The 21,039-nt window shown below is 70.8% G+C and carries 19 protein-coding genes; 1 reads left to right on the forward strand and 18 read right to left on the reverse strand.

Annotated features, from left to right (window positions below; genetic code table 11):
• Positions 1-33: 33 nt before the first annotated feature.
• The 14 genes from ACWD26_RS32755 to pyrR form a co-directional block, all read right to left on the reverse strand.
• Positions 34-2,220, reverse strand: coding sequence for a primosomal protein N' (locus tag ACWD26_RS32755; RefSeq protein WP_451275584.1), 2,187 nt, complete (start codon positions 2,218-2,220; stop codon positions 34-36).
• Positions 2,221-2,352: 132 nt separating this feature from the next.
• On the reverse strand, positions 2,353-3,561 hold the full coding sequence (gene metK / locus ACWD26_RS32760) for a methionine adenosyltransferase (RefSeq protein WP_451275585.1): 1,209 nt from the start codon (positions 3,559-3,561) through the stop codon (positions 2,353-2,355).
• A 239-nt stretch (positions 3,562-3,800) separates the two neighbouring features.
• Entirely contained in the window at positions 3,801-5,003 is a 1,203-nt protein-coding gene (gene coaBC, locus ACWD26_RS32765) for a bifunctional phosphopantothenoylcysteine decarboxylase/phosphopantothenate--cysteine ligase CoaBC (protein WP_451275586.1), read from the reverse strand.
• Between the two features lie 117 nt (positions 5,004-5,120).
• Positions 5,121-5,390 (reverse strand): DNA-directed RNA polymerase subunit omega, encoded by a 270-nt coding sequence (gene rpoZ, locus ACWD26_RS32770; protein WP_005485492.1) that lies wholly within the window; start codon positions 5,388-5,390, stop codon positions 5,121-5,123.
• Between the two features lie 64 nt (positions 5,391-5,454).
• Positions 5,455-6,048 (reverse strand): guanylate kinase, encoded by a 594-nt coding sequence (gmk, locus tag ACWD26_RS32775; protein ID WP_257547625.1) that lies wholly within the window; start codon positions 6,046-6,048, stop codon positions 5,455-5,457.
• 60 nt (positions 6,049-6,108) lie between these two features.
• On the reverse strand, positions 6,109-6,432 hold the full coding sequence (locus ACWD26_RS32780; protein ID WP_003977346.1) for an integration host factor: 324 nt from the start codon (positions 6,430-6,432) through the stop codon (positions 6,109-6,111).
• A gap of 265 nt (positions 6,433-6,697) precedes the next feature.
• Positions 6,698-7,537: an orotidine-5'-phosphate decarboxylase gene (gene pyrF / locus ACWD26_RS32785; protein WP_451275587.1), complete on the reverse strand. Its 840-nt coding sequence runs from the start codon at positions 7,535-7,537 to the stop codon at positions 6,698-6,700.
• Positions 7,534-8,640 carry a quinone-dependent dihydroorotate dehydrogenase gene (locus ACWD26_RS32790; protein ID WP_451275588.1) on the reverse strand — a complete coding sequence of 369 codons (1,107 nt, stop codon included), beginning with the start codon at positions 8,638-8,640 and terminating at the stop codon, positions 7,534-7,536. Before ACWD26_RS32790 ends, pyrF begins: the two co-directional genes overlap by 4 nt.
• A 53-nt stretch (positions 8,641-8,693) precedes the next feature.
• On the reverse strand, positions 8,694-12,002 hold the full coding sequence (gene carB / locus ACWD26_RS32795) for a carbamoyl-phosphate synthase large subunit (RefSeq protein ID WP_451275589.1): 3,309 nt from the start codon (positions 12,000-12,002) through the stop codon (positions 8,694-8,696).
• Entirely contained in the window at positions 11,995-13,167 is a 1,173-nt protein-coding gene (gene carA, locus ACWD26_RS32800; RefSeq protein ID WP_451275590.1) for a glutamine-hydrolyzing carbamoyl-phosphate synthase small subunit, read from the reverse strand. Before carA ends, carB begins: the two co-directional genes overlap by 8 nt.
• A complete protein-coding gene (locus ACWD26_RS32805) occupies positions 13,164-13,730 on the reverse strand; it encodes a PH-like domain-containing protein (protein WP_451275591.1) in 567 nt (188 codons plus the stop codon). The genes carA and ACWD26_RS32805 overlap by 4 nt, the downstream gene beginning before the upstream one ends.
• Complete coding sequence (locus ACWD26_RS32810) at positions 13,727-15,013, reverse strand: dihydroorotase (RefSeq protein WP_451275592.1); 1,287 nt, start codon at positions 15,011-15,013, stop codon at positions 13,727-13,729. Before ACWD26_RS32810 ends, ACWD26_RS32805 begins: the two co-directional genes overlap by 4 nt.
• Before the next feature lie 4 nt (positions 15,014-15,017).
• Entirely contained in the window at positions 15,018-16,049 is a 1,032-nt protein-coding gene (locus ACWD26_RS32815; protein WP_451275593.1) for an aspartate carbamoyltransferase catalytic subunit, read from the reverse strand.
• A gap of 89 nt (positions 16,050-16,138) precedes the next feature.
• The gene (pyrR, locus tag ACWD26_RS32820; RefSeq protein WP_451275594.1) at positions 16,139-16,723 is read right to left on the reverse strand and encodes a bifunctional pyr operon transcriptional regulator/uracil phosphoribosyltransferase PyrR; all 585 of its coding nucleotides are present in this window, start codon (positions 16,721-16,723) and stop codon (positions 16,139-16,141) included.
• Between the two features lie 219 nt (positions 16,724-16,942).
• On the opposite strand from pyrR, the gene bldD reads away from it, so the two are divergent.
• Positions 16,943-17,443 (forward strand): transcriptional regulator BldD, encoded by a 501-nt coding sequence (gene bldD, locus ACWD26_RS32825; protein WP_003956405.1) that lies wholly within the window; start codon positions 16,943-16,945, stop codon positions 17,441-17,443.
• 215 nt (positions 17,444-17,658) lie between these two features.
• Here bldD and nusB read toward each other — a convergent pair whose 3' ends face one another.
• The 4 genes from nusB to ACWD26_RS32845 all read right to left on the reverse strand — a co-directional run bounded on the left by nusB (position 17,659) and on the right by ACWD26_RS32845 (position 21,030).
• Complete coding sequence (gene nusB, locus ACWD26_RS32830) at positions 17,659-18,093, reverse strand: transcription antitermination factor NusB (RefSeq protein WP_451275595.1); 435 nt, start codon at positions 18,091-18,093, stop codon at positions 17,659-17,661.
• A gap of 2 nt (positions 18,094-18,095) precedes the next feature.
• Positions 18,096-18,662: an elongation factor P gene (efp, locus tag ACWD26_RS32835; RefSeq protein WP_033532566.1), complete on the reverse strand. Its 567-nt coding sequence runs from the start codon at positions 18,660-18,662 to the stop codon at positions 18,096-18,098.
• 59 nt (positions 18,663-18,721) lie between these two features.
• Positions 18,722-19,828, reverse strand: coding sequence for a M24 family metallopeptidase (locus ACWD26_RS32840; RefSeq protein ID WP_451275596.1), 1,107 nt, complete (start codon positions 19,826-19,828; stop codon positions 18,722-18,724).
• 197 nt (positions 19,829-20,025) lie between these two features.
• The gene (locus ACWD26_RS32845; protein ID WP_451275597.1) at positions 20,026-21,030 is read right to left on the reverse strand and encodes an AAA family ATPase; all 1,005 of its coding nucleotides are present in this window, start codon (positions 21,028-21,030) and stop codon (positions 20,026-20,028) included.
• Positions 21,031-21,039 lie beyond the last annotated feature (9 nt).

Genomic DNA, 21,039 nt, shown 5'->3' on the forward strand with positions numbered 1-21,039 from the left:
GCCGTGCCCCGCAGCCCGCAAGCCCGCAGTCCCTCACCCGATGTCCAACGGATCCACCCGAATCCACACCCGCGCCGCCCCTTCACTCCCCCCACGCGCCATCCGCGCCGCCTGCGCGCTCTTCAACGCACCGGCCAACGCCGCCCCGCTCCCCGGCGGTACGCGGATCAACGCCCGCTCCCACTGCTCCCCCGCCGCCGGCACCCCCACCCGCCGCGCCCTCCCCGCATCCGCAGTGACCCCAGCCCCAGCGGCAGGCGCAGCCATGGGCACCGGCCCCAACACCTCGGCGTCAGGCGGCAGTTCGACCGCACCCAGAAAGTCGACCACGGCCTGGGCCGGACCCGACACGGCGGCCATCCGCGAAACCGGCGGAAACCCCAGCTCGCGCCGCTCGGCGAGTTCCCGCACCGCGTGCCCGACCGGATCCCACCGCACGAGCGCCTGCACGGGCCGCAGCGTCGGCTCGGCGACGACGACCACCGTCCCGCCGGCCCCCTGGCTGCGCACGAGCGCGGCGGCACCGATCCAACGGCGCAACGCGTCCTCCCCCGCCCGCAGATCGGGCCGTCCGAGCATGGCCCACCCGTCGAGCAGCAGGGCGGCCGCGTACCCGCCCTCGGCGACGGGCTCCGCCCCCGGCGTACTCACGACCAGTGCGGGCGTCCCGGGCACGGTGTCCAGCACCTGCTCCCGCCCGGAGGTCCGCACAGGCACGGCGGGAAAGGCCCGCCCCAGTTCCTCGGCGGTCCGCCGCGCCCCCACGACCTGTGCCCGCAGCCGGTACCCCCCGCACTCGGGACAGTGCCAGCCGGCTTCCTCACGCCCGCACCACCCGCACACCAGTGCCCCGGCGCCGTCCCGCGCTTCCAACGGCCCCGCACAGTGCCGGCACCGCGCGGGCTCCCGGCACCGCGCGCAGGCCATCCGGGGCACATACCCCCGCCGAGGCACCTGCACGAGCACGGGCCCGTCCCTCAGCCCGTCCCTGGCGACCTGCCAGGCCAGGCTGGGCAGCCGTGCCGCCCGGGCCGCCTCGTCCCGGGCCAGTTCCCCGTCCCCGACGGTCCGCACCAGCGGCGCGGCGGCCCGTACCCGCTCCCGCGCGGCGACGATCGGCGCGGCCCACCCGCTCTCGACGAGCTGGGCGGCCTCGACCGTGCAACTCCAACTCCCCAGCAGGAAGCCGCACTTGTCGCGCGAGGCACGCAGTTCCAGCACCTCCCGCACATGCGGGAACGGAGCGTTGTCATCACTGTGACTGGCGTCGCCGTCGTCCCAGATCACCACGAGCCCGAGATCCCGCACGGGTGCGAACATGGCCGCCCGGGTGCCGACGACAGCCCGCACGGCCCCTCGCCGCACCGCCAGCCACTCCCGGTACCGCCGCTCCTGCCCCGCTTCGGCCGTCAGCAGCGCATGCCGCCCCTCCCCGAGCAATGCCGTGAGCGCCTCGTCGACCCGGGCGGCCGGCCGCCCGGCCGGTACGACGACAAGCGCCCCCCGCCCCGAGGCCAGCGTCGCCCGCACGGCCCGCGCGATCTCCTCGGCCCACTCCGGCCCCGGCAACGCGGTCCACACGGCCCGAGGGGCGCCACCGTCGGCCAAGGCCCGCAGGAACCCCTCCCCGCGCCCGTACCGCTGCCAGGGCCCGGGGTCCGGCGCGGCAGGCGGAGCCGGTGGCCCGCCCATCTTCACGGCCTCCGCCCGAGCGTGCCGCGGCGGCACGGCCAGCTGCAGCACGTCCGCGAGGCTCCCCGCATACCGGTCGGCGACAGCCCGCGCCAGCCCCAGCAGCTCGGGCCCCAGCACGGGCTCCGGCGAGACGACCTGCGCGAGCGCGGCCAGCGGCCCCGCGTAGTCCGATTCGGCGACCCGCTCGACGAGAAACCCGTCGATCAGCGAGCCCCCTTCCCGCCGCCCCTCTCTGACGTTCCGTCCTCCGGCCCCGAACCGCACCCGCACCCGCACCCCGGGCTGTGCGACCGCGTCCAGTTCCTCCGGCACGGCATAGTCGAAGTACCGGTCGAGATGCAGCACACCCTTGTCGACCAGCACGCGGGCGACCGGCAACTCCTTCGCCAGCGGCGCCCCCCGCCAGGTCCGCGGCTTCGCCCGCGGCACCTTGGCCTTCCGCACGGCCTCCCGAACAAGCGCGAGCTGCTCCGGCCCCGCGTCCCCCGCCGCGCCGCCGCCCCTCTTCCCGTCCTCGCTGCTCACGCCTGCATTCTTACCAAACCCCACTGACACCCGGCGCCGCCCGAGCTCCCCGCGGGCGTCCCTCGAACGCGCCGAGGCCCGGCGTCCACAAGGGACACCGGGCCTCGCCGAAGAAGCGAAGAGCCGCAGGCCTTACAGCCCAGCAGCCTGACGCAGGGCGTCCACGCGGTCCGTGCGCTCCCAGGTGAACTCGGGAAGCTCGCGGCCGAAGTGGCCGTACGCGGCCGTCTGACCGTAGATGGGGCGGAGGAGGTCGAGGTCGCGGATGATCGCGGCCGGGCGGAGGTCGAAGACCTCTTCGATGGCCTTCTCGATCCGGTCGGTGTCGACCTTGGCCGTGCCGAAGGTCTCGACGAAGAGACCGACGGGCTCAGCCTTGCCGATGGCGTAGGCGACCTGGACCTCGCAGCGGGACGCGAGGCCCGCCGCGACGACGTTCTTGGCGACCCAGCGCATCGCGTACGCGGCGGAGCGGTCGACCTTGGACGGGTCCTTGCCCGAGAAGGCGCCGCCGCCGTGGCGGGCCATACCGCCGTAGGTGTCGATGATGATCTTGCGGCCGGTGAGGCCGGCGTCGCCCATGGGGCCGCCGATCTCGAAGCGTCCGGTCGGGTTGACCAGGAGGCGGTAGCCCTCGGTGTCCAGCTTGATGCCGTCGTCCAGGAGGGCCTTCAGCTCCGGCTCCACGACGAACTCGCGGATGTCGGGGGCGAGGAGGGACTCCAGGTCGATGTCGCTCGCGTGCTGGGAGGAGACGACGACCGTGTCCAGGCGGACCGCCTTGTCACCGTCGTACTCGATGGTGACCTGGGTCTTTCCGTCGGGACGCAGGTAGGGGATGGTGCCGTTCTTGCGGACGTCGGACAGGCGCTTCGACAGACGGTGCGCCAGGAAGATCGGCAGCGGCATCAGCGTCGGCGTCTCGTCCGTCGCGTAACCGAACATCAGGCCCTGGTCGCCCGCACCCTGGCGGTCCAGCTCGTCCTCGTCACCCTCGACCCGGGACTCGTAGGCCGTGTCCACACCCTGCGCGATGTCAGGGGACTGCGCGCCGATCGACACCGACACACCGCAGGAGGCGCCGTCGAAGCCCTTCTTCGACGAGTCGTAGCCGATGTCCAGGATCGTGTCGCGCACCAGCTGGGCGATCGGCGCGTACGCCTTGGTCGTGACCTCTCCGGCCACGTGCACCAGGCCGGTCGTGATGAGCGTCTCCACTGCGACACGGGACGTGGGGTCCTCACGCAGGAGCGCATCGAGAATGGCATCGCTGATCTGATCAGCGATCTTGTCGGGGTGACCCTCGGTCACGGACTCCGAGGTGAACAGACGACGGGACACAACGCTCCCTGGGGTTGCAGCGGCTGCTGGCTGATCATGGGCGGACGGGCTGGGGGCTGCGCCCGGCGTCGTCCGAGAACAGTTTATCGGTCGGGCTCGGCCACCGGCCCACCTGTCTCGCCTCTCGGGAGCTCTGTGACCTGCGGCACGTGCATTCTGCCCAATGGCCGTCGGTGTCCGCCAGGGTCGCCACGCCTCAATGTGCGAGGTTCGAGGGGCCCGTGGCGCGAATGGAGTAGTCAGTCCAGGCGGCTCGCCACCAGATCCCACACGGTTTCGGCCAAGGCTTCCTTCGGGCCGTACGGCACCGGAGTCTCGCTCCCGTCGGCTCCGAGCACAACGGCCTCGTTCTCCTCGGAGCCGAAGGTCTTGCGCTCCCCCACCTCGTTCACCACCAGCAGGTCGCACCCCTTGCGTGCCAGTTTGGCGCGGCCGTTGGCGAGGACGTCGTCGGTCTCGGCGGCGAATCCGACCACCAGCTGACCGGGGCGGGGGCGGTCCGCGGATATCTCCGCGAGGATGTCCGGATTACGCACCAGGACGACGGGCTCGGGTTCCTGACCGTCCTTCTTCTTGATCTTGCCGCTGGCGTACGTCTCGGGGCGGAAGTCGGCCACCGCCGCCGCCATCACCACCACATCCGCGTCCGGCGCCGCCTTGAGCACCGCCTCGCGCAGCTGGACCGCCGTGCCCACCCGGACGACGTCCACGCCGGCGGGGTCCGGCAGCCCGGTGTTGGCCTCGATCAGCGTCACCCGGGCGCCCCGCGCGGCGGCCGTGCGGGCGAGAGCGTAGCCCTGCTTGCCGGAGGAGCGGTTGCCGAGGAAGCGGACCGGGTCGAGGGGCTCACGGGTGCCGCCGGCGGTCACGACGACGTGCCGGCCGACGAGGTCCGGCTCGGTGACACCGCGGGCCAGGACCCGGCGGCACACCTCGAAGATCTCGGCGGGGTCGGGCAGCCGCCCCTTGCCGGTGTCCACGCCCGTCAGCCGGCCCACGGCGGGGTCGATGACGAGGGCACCTCGGCGGCGCAGCGTGGCCACGTTCTCCTGGGTGGCCGGGTGTTCCCACATCTCGGTGTGCATGGCGGGGGCGAAGACGACCGGGCAGCGGGCGGTGAGGAGGGTGTTCGTGAGGAGGTCGTCGGCCAGGCCGTGGGCGGCCTTGGCCAGCATGTCGGCGGTGGCCGGGGCCACGACCACCAGGTCGGCCTCCTGGCCGATGCGGACGTGCGGCACCTCGTGGACGCCGTCCCAGACCTCGGTGGAGACGGGGTGGCCGGAGAGCGCGGACCAGGTGGCGGCGCCGACGAAGTGCAGCGCGGAGGCGGTCGGTACGACCCGTACGTCATGCCCGGACTCGGTCAGCCGGCGCAGCAGCTCGCACGCCTTGTAGGCGGCGATGCCACCGCTGACCCCCAGAACGACCTTCGGCTTGCCCACCGGGCCTCCCCGCACTCGGATGTGTACGCCTCTGTGTACGCCTCAATGACACACCACAGGCCCGACAGTCGCACTGCCGGGCCTGTGGAAAAATCTACTGCGATCTGCCAATACGACTTACGCGGGGCCCTCGACGGCCTCGGACGTCAGCAGACCCGCGTTGATCTCGCGCAGGGCGATCGAGAGCGGCTTCTCGTGGACGTGGGTGTCGACGAGGGGACCGACGTACTCGAGGAGGCCCTCGCCGAGCTGCGAGTAGTACGCGTTGATCTGGCGGGCACGCTTGGCCGCGTAGATCACGAGGCTGTACTTCGAGTCGGTGGCCTCGAGGAGCTCGTCGATCGGCGGGTTGATGATGCCCTCGGGCGCGGAGATGGAAGAGGACACGCTCTACCTTCCGATGGATGGGAAAAGATCGGTCGTGATCACAGAAAGCGGACAGAACCCGTGATCACACAACATCCATCAAGGCTAGCAGCTCGCGGGCCACGTCCTCGACGGAGGTGTTGACCAGGGTCACGTCGAACTCGGGCTCGGCCGCCAGCTCGATCTTGGCCGCCTCCAGGCGGCGCTCGATCACCTCGGGCGGTTCGGTGCCCCGCCCGGTGAGCCGGCGCACCAGCTCCTCCCAGGAGGGAGGAGCCAGGAACACCAGCTGGGCTTCGGGCATGGTCTCGCGGACCTGCCGGGCCCCCTGGAGGTCGATCTCCAGCAGGACCGGCTCGCCCCGCTCCAGGCGTTCGAGAACGGCGGCCCGGGGAGTGCCGTAGCGGTTGCCGGCGAACTCGGCCCACTCCAGCAGCTCACCGTTGGCGATCAGCTTGTCCATCTCCTCGTCGGTGACGAAGAAGTAGTGGACTCCGTGCTGCTCACCAGGGCGCGGCTTGCGGGTCGTCGCCGACACCGAGAGCCAGACCTCGGGATGCGCCTTGCGCATATGGGCGACGACCGTGCTCTTGCCGACCCCTGAGGGGCCGGAGAGCACGGTCAGCCGCGGACGTACGTCCGGGGGCTCGGGGGTCGTCCCCCGGAATGTTGCAGCCATGCAGCGATTATTCCAGCAATCCCGGAGTGCCCGGGACTCCCTTCCCGTCAGCGGGCGGGATCAGGAACCGGTGCTGCCGAACTCACGCTCCAGGGAAGCGATCTGGTTGGAACCGAGGCCGCGCACCCGACGGCTCTCGGAGATGCCGAGTCGCTCCATGATCTGCTTGGCGCGGACCTTGCCCACGCCCGGCAGGGACTCGAGCAGGGCGGAGACCTTCATCTTGCCGATGACGTCGTTCTCCTGGCCCTGCTTGATGACCTCGTGCAGGGAGGCGCCGGAGTGCTTGAGTCGATTCTTGACCTCGGCCCGCTCCCGGCGAGCCGCGGCGGCCTTTTCGAGCGCGGCTGCGCGCTGTTCAGGGGTAAGGGGCGGAAGAGCCACGCCTACGTCACCTCGGATGTCGAACTGTCGGATACGGACCGGTGAGGAACCTAGTCGCCCCACACCTGGGGTGCCACGAGCAACACGCTTGCCCGTTGACCCTGCTCGGAGACTAGCGGCCAACTCCGCCAGAGTCAGCGAGAACAGCGGAAAAGTCCTGGTCAGCCTCCATGGAGTCGGACATAAGCCGCATAATGCCCCGGATTTGAGAATGTATTCAGACTCAAGCCGTCCGGGAACCGCCCCTCAGGACTCATCGGAGGTCTCAGGTGGTCGCCGTCGCGGTGCGGATCTCGTCCGCGAAACGATCCGAGGCGTCACGCAGCGCGACAACGTCGGGACCGTGACGAAGAACACCTCGGCTGACGTTCGGAACCACGTTGCGCACAGCGTCCCCGAAGACCGCCGGAAGATCGGCCGGCGTGGCTCCCTGGGCACCGATGCCGGGCGCGAGGAGAGGTCCGTTGATGTCCAGGTCGTACGACGAGAGGTCACCCAGCGTGGCGCCGACGACGGCGCCGAAGGACCCGAGGGGCTCCTCCCCCGCGTTCTCGGCCGCCAGGTGCGCCAGCATGGTCGCGCCGACGTTCCGGCCGTCACCGCGCACGGCGTGCTGCACCTCGCCGCCCTCCGGGTTGGAGGTGAGCGCCAGCACGAACAGTCCGGCCCCGCTCTCGCGCGCCAGCTCCACGGCGGGCTTCAGGGAGCCGTAGCCCAGGTACGGGGAGACGGTCAGCGCGTCCGAGAACAGGGGCGCGTCCTTGTGCAGGAAGGTCTCGGCATAGGCGGCCATGGTGGAGCCGATGTCGCCGCGCTTGGCGTCCATGACGACCAGCGCGCCGGCCGCCCGGGCTTCCTGTACCGACGTCTCCAGTACGGCGATGCCGCGCGACCCGAAGCGCTCGAAGAACGCGCTCTGCGGCTTGAACACGGCCACCCGGTCCGCCAGCGCCTCCACGACCGTGCGGCTGAAGCGCTCCAGACCCGCGAGGTCGTCGTTCAGGCCCCAGTCGGTGAGCAGGGAGGCGTGCGGGTCGATGCCGACACACAGCGGGCCGCGCTCGTCCATGGCACGGCGCAGCCGCGCGCCGAAGGGCTCGGTCATACCGTCTTCCTCACGTCGGCGCCGACCGCGTCGGCAAGGGTGGCGTACGGGCTCGTCCGCAGGCGCGCGGCGAGGCCCTTGTGGATGGCGCGGGCCCAGAAGGGGCCCTCGTAGACGAAGGCGCTGTAGCCCTGGACGAGCGTGGCGCCGGCGAGGATGCGCTGCCAGGCGTCCTCGGCGTCCTCGATGCCGCCGACGCCCACGAGGGTGATCCGGTCGCCCACGCGCGCGTAGAGGCGGCGCAGGACGGCGAGGGAGCGGGCTTTGACGGGGGCGCCGGAGAGGCCGCCCGTCTCCTTGACCAGGGAGGGTTCGGATTTCAAACCGAGCCCCTCGCGCGCGATCGTGGTGTTGGTGGCGATGATCCCGTCCAGGCCGAGTTCCACGGCGAGGTCGGCGACGGCGTCGATGTCCTCGTCGGCGAGGTCCGGCGCGATCTTCACCAGCAGCGGCACCCGGCGCGTGCGCACCGTACGGTCGGCGGCCTCGCGGACGGCGGTCAGCAGGGGTCGCAGGGCCTCGGTGGCCTGGAGGTTGCGCAGGCCGGGGGTGTTGGGTGAGGAGACGTTGACGACCAGGTAGTCGGCGTACGGCGCGAGGCGCTCGGTGGACTTCACGTAGTCCCCGGCCGCCTCGTCCTCCGCGACGACCTTGGTCTTGCCGATGTTGACGCCCACGACGGTCCTGAACACGGGCGTACGGGAGGCCAGGCGGGCCGCGACGGCGAGCGAGCCCTCGTTGTTGAAGCCCATGCGGTTGATCAGGGCGCGGTCGGCGACGAGGCGGAACAGCCGCTTCTTGGGGTTGCCGGGCTGGGCCTCCCCCGTCACCGTGCCGATCTCGACGTGGTCGAAGCCGAGCATCGACATCCCGTCGATGGCGACGGCGTTCTTGTCGAAGCCGGCGGCCAGCCCGAAGGGCCCGTGCATGCGCAGCCCGAACGCCTCGGTGCGCAGCTCCTTGTAGCGGGGGGCGAGGGCGGCGGCGACGAACGTACGCAGCACGGGGACTCGGACGGCGAGCCTGATCCAACGGAAGGCCAGGTAGTGGGCTTGCTCGGGGTCCATCCGCTGGAAGACCAGACGGAAGAAGAGCTTGTACATGTGAGTGTCCTCATGCGGAGGGGGACACCGTTTCCGGTGTCCCCCTCGGGCTGCTAGTCGCGGGCCGCGGTCAGATGTTCGGCGTGTTCCTGGAGTGAGCGCACACCCACGTCACCGTGGTTGAGCGCGTCGATGCCCTGGACGGCCGCGGCGAGCGCCTGGACGGTCGTCAGACACGGCACCGAGCGCGCCACGGCGGCCGTACGGATGTCGTAGCCGTCGAGGCGGCCTCCGGTGCCGTACGGGGTGTTGACGATGAGGTCGACCTCGCCGTCGTGGATGAGCTGGACGATGGTCTTCTCGCCGTTCGGGCCGGTGCCCTCGGACTGCTTGCGGACGACCGTGGCGTTGATGCCGTTGCGCTTGAGCACCTCGGCCGTGCCGGACGTGGCGAGCAGCTCGAAGCCGTGGGCGACCAGCTCACGCGCGGGGAAGATCATCGAGCGCTTGTCGCGGTTGGCGACGGAGATGAAGGCGCGACCCTTGGTGGGCAGCGGCCCGTACGCGCCGGCCTGCGACTTGGCGTACGCGGTACCGAAGACGGAGTCGATACCCATGACCTCGCCGGTGGAGCGCATCTCCGGGCCGAGGACCGTGTCGACTCCGCGGCCGTAGATGTCGCGGAAGCGCGACCACGGCATGACGGCCTCCTTGACGGAGATCGGCGCGTCGAGCGGCAGCTCACCGCCGTCGCCGTTGGCCGGAAGCAGCCCCTCCGCCCGCAGCTCGGCGATGGTCGCGCCGAGCGAGATCCGGGCGGCGGCCTTGGCCAGCGGCACCGCCGTCGCCTTCGAGGTGAAGGGGACGGTGCGGGAGGCACGCGGGTTGGCTTCGAGGACGTAGAGGATGTCCCCGGCCATCGCGAACTGGATGTTGATCAGGCCGCGCACGCCGACGCCCTTGGCGATGGCCTCGGTGGAGGCGCGCAGGCGCTTGATGTCGAAGCCGCCGAGGGTGATCGGGGGCAGGGCGCACGCCGAGTCGCCGGAGTGGATGCCGGCCTCCTCGATGTGCTCCATCACGCCGCCGAGGTAGAGCTCGTGGCCGTCGTACAGGGCGTCGACGTCGATCTCGATGGCGTCGTCGAGGAAGCGGTCGACGAGCACCGGCCGGGAGGGGCTGATCTCGGTCGACTCGGCGATGTACGACTCCAGTCGGGTCTCGTCGTACACGATCTCCATGCCGCGTCCGCCGAGCACGTAGGACGGGCGGACGAGGACCGGGTAGCCGATCTCGTCGGCGATGGCCTTGGCGCCGGCGAAGGTGGTCGCCGTGCCGTGCTTCGGCGCGGGGAGGCCGGCCTCGGCGAGGACCTGGCCGAAGGCGCCGCGGTCCTCGGCGGCGTGGATGGCCTCCGGGGAGGTGCCCACGACCAGTACGCCGTTGTCCTTGAGCGCCTGCGACAGGCCCAGCGGGGTCTGGCCGCCGAGCTGCACGACGACGCCCGCGATCGGGCCGGCCAGCGACTCGGCGTGGACGATCTCCAGCACGTCTTCCAGCGTCAGCGGCTCGAAGTACAGGCGGTCGGAGGTGTCGTAGTCCGTGGAGACGGTCTCCGGGTTGCAGTTGACCATCACGGTCTCGTAGCCCGCGTCGCTGAGCGCGAAGGAGGCGTGGACGCAGGAGTAGTCGAACTCGATGCCCTGGCCGATGCGGTTCGGGCCGGAGCCGAGGATGATCACGGCGGGCTTCTCGCGCGGGGCGACCTCGGTCTCCTCGTCGTAGGACGAGTAGAAGTACGGCGTCTTCGCGGCGAACTCGGCGGCGCAGGTGTCGACCGTCTTGTACACCGGGCGTACGCCCAGCGCGTGCCGGACCTCGCGCACGACGTCCTCGCGCAGCCCGCGGATCTCGCCGATCTGCTGGTCGGAGAAGCCGTGCCGCTTGGCCTCGGCGAGCAGCTCGGGGTCGAGCTTCGCGGCGGCGGCCAGCTCGTCCGCGATCTCCTTGATCAGGAAGAGCTGGTCGACGAACCACGGGTCGATCTTGGTGGACTCGAAGACCTCCTCGGGCGTGGCGCCCGCGCGGATGGCCTGCATGACGGAGTTGATGCGGCCGTCAGTGGGCCGTACGGCCTCCCGCAGCAGCTCTTCCTTCTCGCCGGGCTCGCCGACGAACGTGAACTGGCTGCCCTTCTTCTCCAGCGACCGCAGCGCCTTCTGCAGCGCCTCGGTGAAGTTGCGGCCGATGGCCATGGCCTCGCCGACCGACTTCATGGTGGTGGTCAGCGTGGAGTCGGCCGACGGGAACTTCTCGAAGGCGAAGCGCGGGGCCTTCACGACGACGTAGTCGAGCGTCGGCTCGAAGGAGGCGGGGGTCTGCTCGGTGATGTCGTTCGGGATCTCGTCGAGCGTGTAGCCGACGGCCAGCTTGGCGGCGATCTTGGCGATGGGGAAGCCGGTCGCCTTGGAGGCGAGCGCCGAGGACCGCGAGACGCGCGGGTTCATCTCGATGACGATGACCCGGCCGTCGACGGGGTTCACGGCGAACTGGATGTTGCAGCCGCCGGTGTCGACGCCGACCTCGCGGATGACGGCGATGCCGATGTCGCGGAGGATCTGGTACTCGCGGTCGGTCAGGGTCATCGCGGGGGCGACGGTGATCGAGTCGCCGGTGTGGACGCCCATGGGGTCGAAGTTCTCGATGGAGCAGACGACCACGACGTTGTCGTGCTTGTCGCGCATCAGCTCCAGCTCGTACTCCTTCCAGCCGAGGATGGACTCCTCCAGGAGCACCTCGGTAGTGGGAGACAGGGTCAGGCCCTGGCCGGCGATGCGGCGCAGCTCGTCCTCGTCGTGGGCGAAGCCGGAGCCGGCGCCGCCCATGGTGAAGGAGGGGCGGACGACGACCGGGTAGCCGCCGAGGGTCTCGACGCCGCTGAGCACGTCGTCCATGGAGTGGCAGATGACCGAGCGGGCGGACTCGCCGTGCCCGATCTTGGCGCGGACGGCCTCGACGACGTCCTTGAAGAGGTCGCGGTCCTCGCCCTTGTTGATGGCCTCGACGTTGGCGCCGATCAGCTCGACGCCGTACTTCTCCAGCGTCCCGGCCTCGTGCAGCGAGATGGCCGTGTTGAGGGCCGTCTGACCGCCGAGGGTCGGCAGGAGAGTGTCCGGGCGCTCCTTGGCGATGATCTTCTCGACGAACTCCGGGGTGATCGGCTCGACGTACGTGGCGTCGGCGATCTCCGGGTCGGTCATGATCGTCGCCGGGTTGGAGTTCACGAGGATGACGCGCAGGCCCTCGGCCTTGAGGACCCGGCACGCCTGGGTGCCGGAGTAGTCGAACTCGGCGGCCTGGCCGATGACGATCGGGCCGGAGCCGATGACCAGGACGGACTGGATATCGGTGCGCTTAGGCACGCTGGCCCTCCATCAGGACGGTGTTCATCAAAGAGGTGAAGCGGTCGAACAGGTAGGCGGCGTCGTGCGGGCCCGCTGCCGCTTCGGGGTGGTACTGGACGCTGAAGGCCGGCCGGTCGAGGAGCTGGAGGCCCTCCACCACGTTGTCGTTGAGGCACACGTGGGAGACCTCGGCGCGGCCGTAAGGGGTCTCGGAGACCTTGTCGAGCGGGGCGTCGACGGCGAAGCCGTGGTTGTGCGCGGTGACCTCGACCTTGCCGGTCGTACGGTCCTGCACCGGCTGGTTGATGCCCCGGTGGCCGTACTTCAGCTTGTAGGTGCCGAAGCCGAGGGCGCGGCCCAGGATCTGGTTGCCGAAACAGATGCCGAAGAGCGGGGTGCCGCGCTCCAGGACCGCTTGCATGAGGGCGACGGGGTGGTCGGCGGTGGCCGGGTCGCCCGGGCCGTTGGAGAAGAACACGCCGTCGGGGTTCACGGCGTAGATGTCCTCGACCGTCGCCGTGGCCGGGAGCACGTGCACCTCGATGCCGCGCTCGGCCATGCGGTGCGGGGTCATGCCCTTGATGCCGAGGTCTACGGCGGCGACGGTGAACTTCTTCGTGCCGATCGCGGGGACGACGTAGGCCTCCTTGGTGGCGACCTCCGCGGAGAGGTTCGCGCCCTTCATCTCGGGGGCCTGGCGGACCTCGGTGAGCATGGTGCCCTCGTCGGGCAGCGCGTTGCCGGAGAAGATGCCGACGCGCATGGCGCCGCGCTCACGCAAATGGCGGGTGAGGGCCCGGGTGTCGATGCCGCTGATGCCGACGACACCCTGTCGGTCCAGCTCCTCGTCCAGGGAGCGGCGGGAGCGCCAGTTGGAGGGCACGCGCGCGGGGTCGCGGACGACGTATCCGGAGACCCAGATCTTCTTGGACTCGGGGTCCTCGTCGTTGACGCCGGTGTTGCCGACGTGCGGGGCGGTCATGACGACGACCTGGCGGTGGTACGACGGGTCGGTGAGGGTCTCCTGGTAGCCGGTCATCCCGGTGGAGAACACGGCCTCGCCGAAGGTCACCCCCACGGCCCCGTAGGCGCGGCCGCGGAAGATCCGGCCGTCCTCCAGGACGAGTACGGCGGGAAGCGCCCCTTTCCTCTTCGAGGCGTTCCCCTGAGTGGAGGTCGTCATCGTGCGCCTTCCGTTTCCGTCTTGTTGATCATCTGGTTCAGGGTCTTGACCCACTCGTTGTGCTCGGCCGCGCGGTCGGAGCGGAACCCGGAGTCGAGCAGCTTGCCGCCGTGCTCCCAGGTGACGACCAGCAGCCCGCCCTCGGTGAGGACCTTGCCGGCGATGCCCTTGTCGAGCCGGGCCTCACGCAGGGCCTCGACCGGGACGAAGAAGTTCGTCGCTCCGGGGCGTACGACGTCCAGGCCCGCGTCCGTCAGCGTCAGCTCGACCCGGCTGCGGGTGCCCAGGCCGTGCGCCACGATGCGGTCGAGCCACTGCCCGGCGGTGGTGGAGCCGTGGTAGCGGCCGCTCATGCTCAGTCTGGCCTCGCCGGGCTCGTCCGGCGAGGTGGGCAGTTCCGGCAGATCGCTCTGGAGCGTGCCGCGCCACTTCCAGCCCTCGCGCATCAGCCAGTAGACGAGCGCGACGAAGAGGGCGAGTCCGACGACCCAGCCGATGCGCCCGGCCCAGTCGGTGACCTCGGCCGATTCCTTCTCGGCGGCCAGCAGAATTACAGGTGTCACGTGAGCTTCCCGTCGACGAGCGTGGCCTTGCCCCGCAGCCACGTGTGCGTGACACGGCCCGGCAGCTCGCGGCCCTCGTACGGGGTGTTGCGGCTGCGCGAGGCGAAGCCCGCGGGGTCCACGGACCCACGGTATGCCGTGTCGACGAGCGTGAGGTTGGCGGGCTCACCTGCCGAGACGGGACGTCCGTGACCGGCCGCCTGCCCGATCTTGGCGGGCTTGACGGACATGCGGTCCGCGACGCCCGCCCAGTCGAGCAGACCGGTGGTGACCATCGTCTCCTGGACCACCGACAGCGCGGTCTCCAGGCCGACCATGCCCATGGCGGCCGCCCCCCACTCGCAGTCCTTGTCCTCGTGCGGGTGCGGGGCGTGGTCGGTGGCGACGATGTCGATCGTGCCGTCGGCGAGCGCCTCACGCAGGGCCAGCACGTCGCGCTCGGTGCGCAGCGGCGGGTTGACCTTGTAGACCGGGTTGTACGTCCGCACGAGCTCGTCGGTGAGGAGCAGGTGGTGCGGGGTGACCTCGGCGGTGACGTCGATGCCGCGCGACTTGGCCCAGCGGACGATCTCCACCGAGCCGGCGGTCGAGAGGTGGCAGATGTGGACGCGGGAGCCCACGTGCTCGGCGAGCAGGACATCGCGGGCGATGATCGACTCCTCGGCCACCGCCGGCCAGCCCCCCAGCCCGAGTTCGGCGGAGACGACGCCCTCGTTCATCTGGGCGCCCTCGGTGAGGCGCGGCTCCTGGGCGTGCTGGGCGACGACTCCGCCGAAGGCCTTCACGTACTCCAGCGCCCGGCGCATGATCACCGCGTCGTCCACGCACTTGCCGTCGTCCGAGAAGACGGTGACCCCGGCGGCCGACTCGCGCATCGCGCCCAGCTCGGCGAGCTTCTTGCCCTCCAGGCCGACGGTGACGGCGCCGATGGGCTGGACGTCGCAGTAGCCGTGCTCCCGGCCGAGCCGGTAGACCTGCTCGACCACACCGGCGGTGTCGGCGACGGGGAAGGTGTTGGCCATGGCGAAGACGGCCGTGTAGCCGCCGGAGGCCGCCGCGCGCGTGCCGGTCAGCACGGTCTCGGAGTCCTCGCGGCCGGGCTCGCGCAGATGGGTGTGCAGGTCGACGAGGCCAGGCAGGAGCACCTTGCCCTCGGCCTCGACGACCACGGCGTCCTCGTCGGAGAGACCGGTGCCGACCTCGGCGATGATCTCGCCGTCGATCAGCACATCCTGCGGCTCGCCGCCCAGCACCTTCGCACCACGGATCAGGATCTTGCTCATGGACTTACTTCTCCTCGGTGGTGCGGGATTCGGAGGTGGGCGCGAAGCGCCTCGTTGAAAGGGTGGTGGCGGGCGACGTGTGGGCGACGGCGGGCTCGTTGCCGCCGAGCAGCAGGTACAGCACGGCCATCCGGATGGAGACGCCGTTGGCGACCTGCTCGACGACGGTGCAGCGGTCGGAGTCGGCGACCTCGGCCGTGATCTCCATGCCCCGGACCATCGGGCCGGGGTGCATCACGATGGCGTGCTCGGGCATCCGCGCCATGCGGTCGCCGTCGAGGCCGTAGCGGCGGGAGTACTCGCGCTCGGTCGGGAAGAACGCGGCGTTCATCCGCTCACGCTGCACGCGCAGCATCATCACCGCGTCGGACTTGGCGAGCGTGCTGTCGAGGCCGTAGGAGACCTCACAGGGCCAGGTCTCGACGCCGACCGGGACCAGGGTGGGCGGGGCGACGAGGGTGACCTCGGCGCCGAGGGTGTGCAGCAGGTCGACGTTGGAGCGGGCGACACGGCTGTGCAGGACGTCGCCGACGATCGTGATGCGCCTGCCGGACAGGTCCTGCCCGAGCCCGGCGTCCCGGCCGACGAGGCGGCGGCGCATGGTGAAGGCGTCGAGGAGGGCCTGGGTGGGGTGCTGGTGGGTGCCGTCGCCGGCGTTGATCACGGCGGCGTCGATCCAGCCGGAGGTCGCCAGGCGGTACGGGGCCCCCGAGGCACCGTGCCGGATGACGACGGCGTCGACGCCCATGGCTTCCAGGGTCTGGGCCGTGTCCTTGAGGGACTCGCCCTTCGACACCGACGAGCCCTTGGCGGAGAAGTTGATGACGTCCGCGGAGAGGCGCTTCTCGGCGGCCTCGAAGGAGATCCTGGTGCGGGTGGAGTCCTCGAAGAAGAGGTTGACGATCGTGCGGCCGCGCAGGGTCGGCAGTTTCTTGATCGGCCGGTCCGCGACCCGGGCCATCTCCTCGGCGGTGTCGAGGATCAGGACGGCGTCGTCGCGGGTGAGGTCGGCGGCCGAGATGAGATGACGCTGCATCTGTCAGGCTCCGTAAGGCAGTTCGGGAGATTCCGGGCAGTCAGGGGCACCACGGGGCGACGTACGGCGCGGGGCCGTACGCGCGGGTGCTACTGCTGTGCGGTCCGCTTCGCGCCGAGCAGCACGGTGTCCCGACCGTCCTCCTCGGCGAGCTGGACCTTGACCGTCTCCCGCAGCGACGTGGGGAGGTTCTTGCCGACGTAGTCGGCGCGGATGGGCAGTTCGCGGTGGCCGCGGTCGACGAGGACCGCGAGCTGGACGGCGCGCGGGCGGCCGATGTCGTTCAGCGCGTCGAGGGCCGCGCGGATCGTGCGGCCGGAGAAGAGCACGTCGTCGACAAGGACGACCAGGCGGCCGTCGATGCCGTCACCGGGGATCTCGGTGCGGGCCAGCGCACGCGGCGGGTGCATGCGCAGGTCGTCGCGGTACATGGTGATGTCCAGCGAGCCGACCGGGATCTTGCGGTCGGTGATCTCCGCCAGCTTGGCGGCGAGGCGCTGGGCGAGGAAGACGCCCCGGGTGGGAATGCCGAGGAGTACCACGTCGTCGGCGCCCTTGGCGCGTTCGACGATCTCGTGGGCGATACGGGTCAGTACGCGCGCGATGTCCGGGCCTTCGAGCACCGGCCTCGCGTCGGACGACTGAACCTGTTGCGGATTGTCTTGCGTGTCCATACGAAACGGACCTCCTTCTCCGCCTCACGGGACGGACCTTAAAGGACGTCGGAATTGCGCCGTCAACGTTAGCAGGCCCCGACAACACCCCTGATCACCCCCTTGGCGCAACCGATCACGGTTACCACGGAAGAGTCGGTCCGGACCATTCGGCTTGACGGGGGAGAGTCACGCTGCGTAACCTCACAGTGAGTCACCAGCCTTCGTCCGGGGAGCTATATGTCCAGCGAATACGCCAAACAGCTCGGGGCCAAGCTCCGGGCCATCCGCACCCAGCAGGGCCTTTCCCTCCACGGTGTCGAGGAGAAGTCCCAGGGACGCTGGAAGGCGGTCGTGGTCGGTTCGTACGAGCGCGGCGACCGCGCCGTCACCGTGCAGCGCCTCGCGGAGCTGGCGGACTTCTACGGGGTCCCTGTGCAGGAGCTGCTTCCTGGTACGACCCCTGGTGGCGCCGCCGAGCCCCCGCCGAAGCTTGTCCTCGATCTGGAGCGCCTGGCCCATGTGCCGGCCGAGAAGGCGGGTCCGCTGCAGCGTTACGCGGCGACGATCCAGTCTCAGCGCGGTGACTACAACGGCAAGGTGCTCTCGATCCGCCAGGACGACCTGCGCACACTCGCCGTCATCTACGACCAGTCCCCCTCGGTTCTCACCGAGCAGCTGATCAGCTGGGGCGTCCTCGACGCGGACGCGCGCCGCGCGGTCTCCCACGAGGAGAGCTGACCGGGCCCCCGGGCTCAGCAGAAACGTGCCGCCGGGGTGGCCCGAACCATTCGGTTCGGGCCACCCCGGCGGTTTTTCGGCTTGTCGTGCGGCGCGCTGTCACAGAGGAGCGGCGGCAGCGCCCCGAAGGGACGCGGGGAACTGCGCGGCCAGCCACGGACCACCCGCAGCCGACTCCGCACAGCACCCCCAGCGGCGCTGCGTTCCCCCGCTTCTTACTCGGCTTCCCGGCGAAGCGAAGGCTTCAGGTCCTTCAGCCGGCCGAGCAGACCGTTCACGAACGACGGCGAGTCGTCCGTGGAGAACTCCTTCGCCAGCTGCACCATCTCGTCCAGCACGACCGCGTCCGGAGTCGCGTCGACCCAGATCAGCTCGTACGCCCCGAGCCGCAGGATGTTGCGGTCCACGACCGGCATCCGGTCGAGCGTCCACCCCACCGAGTACTGCGCGATCAACTCGTCGATCCGCTTGGCGTGCTCCGAGTACCCCTCGACCAGCTGCATGGTGTACTCGCTGACCGGGGGCTGTCGCGTGTCGCTGTGGGCGTGCCGGATCCAGTCCGCGAGGACGGTGAGGACGTCGACCCCGCGCTGGTCGCCTTCGAAGAGGATCTGGAAGGCACGCTTGCGGGCCGTGTTACGGGCAGCCACGGTTAGCTGTTCACCCGGCCGAGGTAGTCACTCGTGCGGGTGTCGACCTTGATCTTCTCGCCGGTGGTGATGAAGAGCGGCACCTGGATCTGGTGACCGGTCTCCAGCGTCGCCGGCTTGGTGCCACCGGTGGAGCGGTCGCCCTGGACGCCCGGCTCGGTCTCCTGGATGACGAGCTCGACGGCGGCCGGCAGCTCGACGAAGAGCACCTCGCCCTCGTGCTGCGCGACGGTGGCGGTGAAGCCCTCGATCAGGAAGTTGGCGGCGTCGCCGACGGCCTTGCGGTCGACCATCAGCTGGTCGTAGGTCTCCATGTCCATGAAGACGAAGTACTCGCCGTCCATGTAGGAGAACTGCATGTCGCGCTTGTCGACAGTGGCCGTCTCGACCTTGACGCCGGCGTTGAACGTCTTGTCGACGACCTTGCCGGAGAGCACGTTCTTGAGCTTGGTGCGCACGAAGGCCGGGCCCTTGCCGGGCTTGACGTGCTGGAACTCGACGACGGACCAGAGCTGGCCGCCTTCGAGCTTGAGCACCAGGCCGTTCTTGAGGTCGTTCGTGGAAGCCACGGTTGCGGAATCTCCTGGACTGACGTGGACGACCCCGGGCCACACGCCCAGCCGATGAGCTAGAGCGCGAGCAGCTCCTTGGTCGTGATGGTGAGTAGCTCGGGTCCGCCGTCCGCCTCGGGGCGTACGACGAGCGTGTCATCGATCCGGACACCGCCCCGGCCCGGGAGGTGGACCCCCGGTTCGACGGTGACCGGCACACAAGCGTCCAGTTTACCCATGGCCGCGGGGGCCAACTGCGGGTCCTCGTCGATTTCGAGCCCGACCCCGTGCCCCATCAGTACCGGGAGGCCGTCACCGTGCCCCGCGGAGTCCAGAACCTGGCGGGCCGCGCGGTCCACGGTGCGGTACGCCGTACCGGGCACCAGGGCCTCCCGACCGGCCCGCTGGGCTGCGAAGACCACGTCGTACAGCTCGATCTGCCAGTCGGCGGGCGAGGTCCCGATCACGAAGGTACGGCCGATCTCACAGCGGTAGCCGCGGTACGTCGCGCCGAGGCACACGGAAAGGAAGTCGCCCTCCTCGACCCGGCGCTCGGTGGGGAGGTGACCGGGGCGGCCGGAGTTCGGGCCGGTGGCGACGGAGGTGCTGAAGGCGGGGCCGTCGGCGCCGTGGTCGACAAGGCGACGCTCCAGCTCCAGGGCGAGGTGACGCTCGGTGCGGCCGACGAGGATGGATTCGAGCAGCTCGCCGAGTGCCTGGTCGGCGATCTCCGCGCCGATCCGCAGGCAGGAGATCTCCTCCTCGTCCTTGACCACGCGCAACTGCTCGACCGCGCAGCCGACGTCGGCGAGCCGCAGCCGGGGTGCGACCGAGCGGATCGCCCTGTGCCGGGCCACGGTGAGGTGGTGTTCCTCCACGGCGAGGGACTCGGCGCCGAGGGCCGTGGCCAGGTCGGCGGCCGCGACCGCCGGGTCGCCGCCGGGTCTCGGCAGCACCTGGACACGGACGGCCTCGTCGGGGCGGCCCTCACCGACCTGACCGCTCGGGGGCGAGCCACAGACGAGTACGTCCTCGCTCCGCCCGAGCAGCAGGACGGCGTCGCGGGGTGCCGCGCCCGCGAGATACCGGACGTTGGCCGGGCGGGTCACGAGTGCGGTGGCGCTGCCGCCGGCTTGGCAGCGTTCTCTCAGCCGGGCTCGGCGGGCCGCGTAGACCTCTGACATGAGTCGAGCGTATGAGCTCCGCAGGTGAGCCGCCGGTTCAGTGAGGCCGAGTGGGGGTGCGCCCTGACGCGGGACGGGGTGCGACGAGCAGTTGTGCGCCGTCTGTGAGCCGGTGGGGGCTTGTCGCGCAGTTCCCCGCGCCCCTCTTGGGCCGGCTCAGTCCAGCGTGTTCACCGGGGCCGTCCGCTTCCCCGCGGCTACCACTTCGGCGGGCTCGCGATCGACCTTGCCAGGACCTCGTCCAGGACCCTCGCCGTCGCCGGGACGTCCAGCTGGGAGTTGTCGATGATCGGGAGGCCGGAGCCGTACCAGCCAGCCATGCGGCCGTGGATGCGGGCCACCTCTTCGTCGGTGAGGCGGCGGTTGCCCGAGCGCTCGGCGTTCCGCTCGAGGACGATCTCCAGGCCCGGCAGGAGGACCACGGGGAGCAGGCCGGGGCCGACGTGCCGCTTCCAGCCGCCGAGGCCGACGACGGGGCGGTCGGGGAAGACGGCGTCGTCGAGGATGCAGGAGATGCCGTTGGCCAGGAAGTTCCGGGCGGAGAAGCCGCAGGTGCGGCGGGCGAGACGATACTGCGCCTCGGAGTTGTCGTTCCAGCCGGACTGGGGGTCGGCGAACCCGGAGCGCACCCATTCGCGTACGTCGTCCAGGCTGATGTGCGCGGTGGGCACCCGGCGGTGGTCCGCCCAGTACTTGGCGACGCTGGTCTTGCCGGCCCCGGCGGGCCCGATGAGCAGGACCGCGAGCGTGGTGGTCGTGACGTCGGGCGAGCCGGTGGCGGGCGGCGGGCTCGGCATGGTGACCGGGCCGCCCGGCGGCAGTTGCACGTGTCCGGTCGTGTCCCTCGGAACTGCGGTCTGCTGCGGGGCCGAGGTGTGCGGGTGCCCGGGGCCGCCGGCGAAGCCCGGGGCGGGCGGCACCGACGCGGGAGGGGCGGGGGCGGGCGGAGGGGCCGAGGCCGGCGGCACGGCCGGTGCGGGCGGGGCCGCGGGAGCGGGCGGGGGCGGCGGCACCGGGCCCGGATGTGTGCCCGGGGGGACGGGCTGGCTCGGACCCACGTGGCCCGGAGGGTTCGCGCCCGGCGGTCCCGGGTGAGCGGGGGCGGGGTGACCCTGGTGGTTCACGGTCGGCGACCACGGGGTCGCCGGGTCCTGCCCCGGCCGATGGGGCGGCGGCAGCGGAGCTCCCACTGCGTGCTGCATCCGGTGCCA

The sequence above is a fragment of the Streptomyces sp. NPDC002787 genome, from assembly GCF_053592095.1.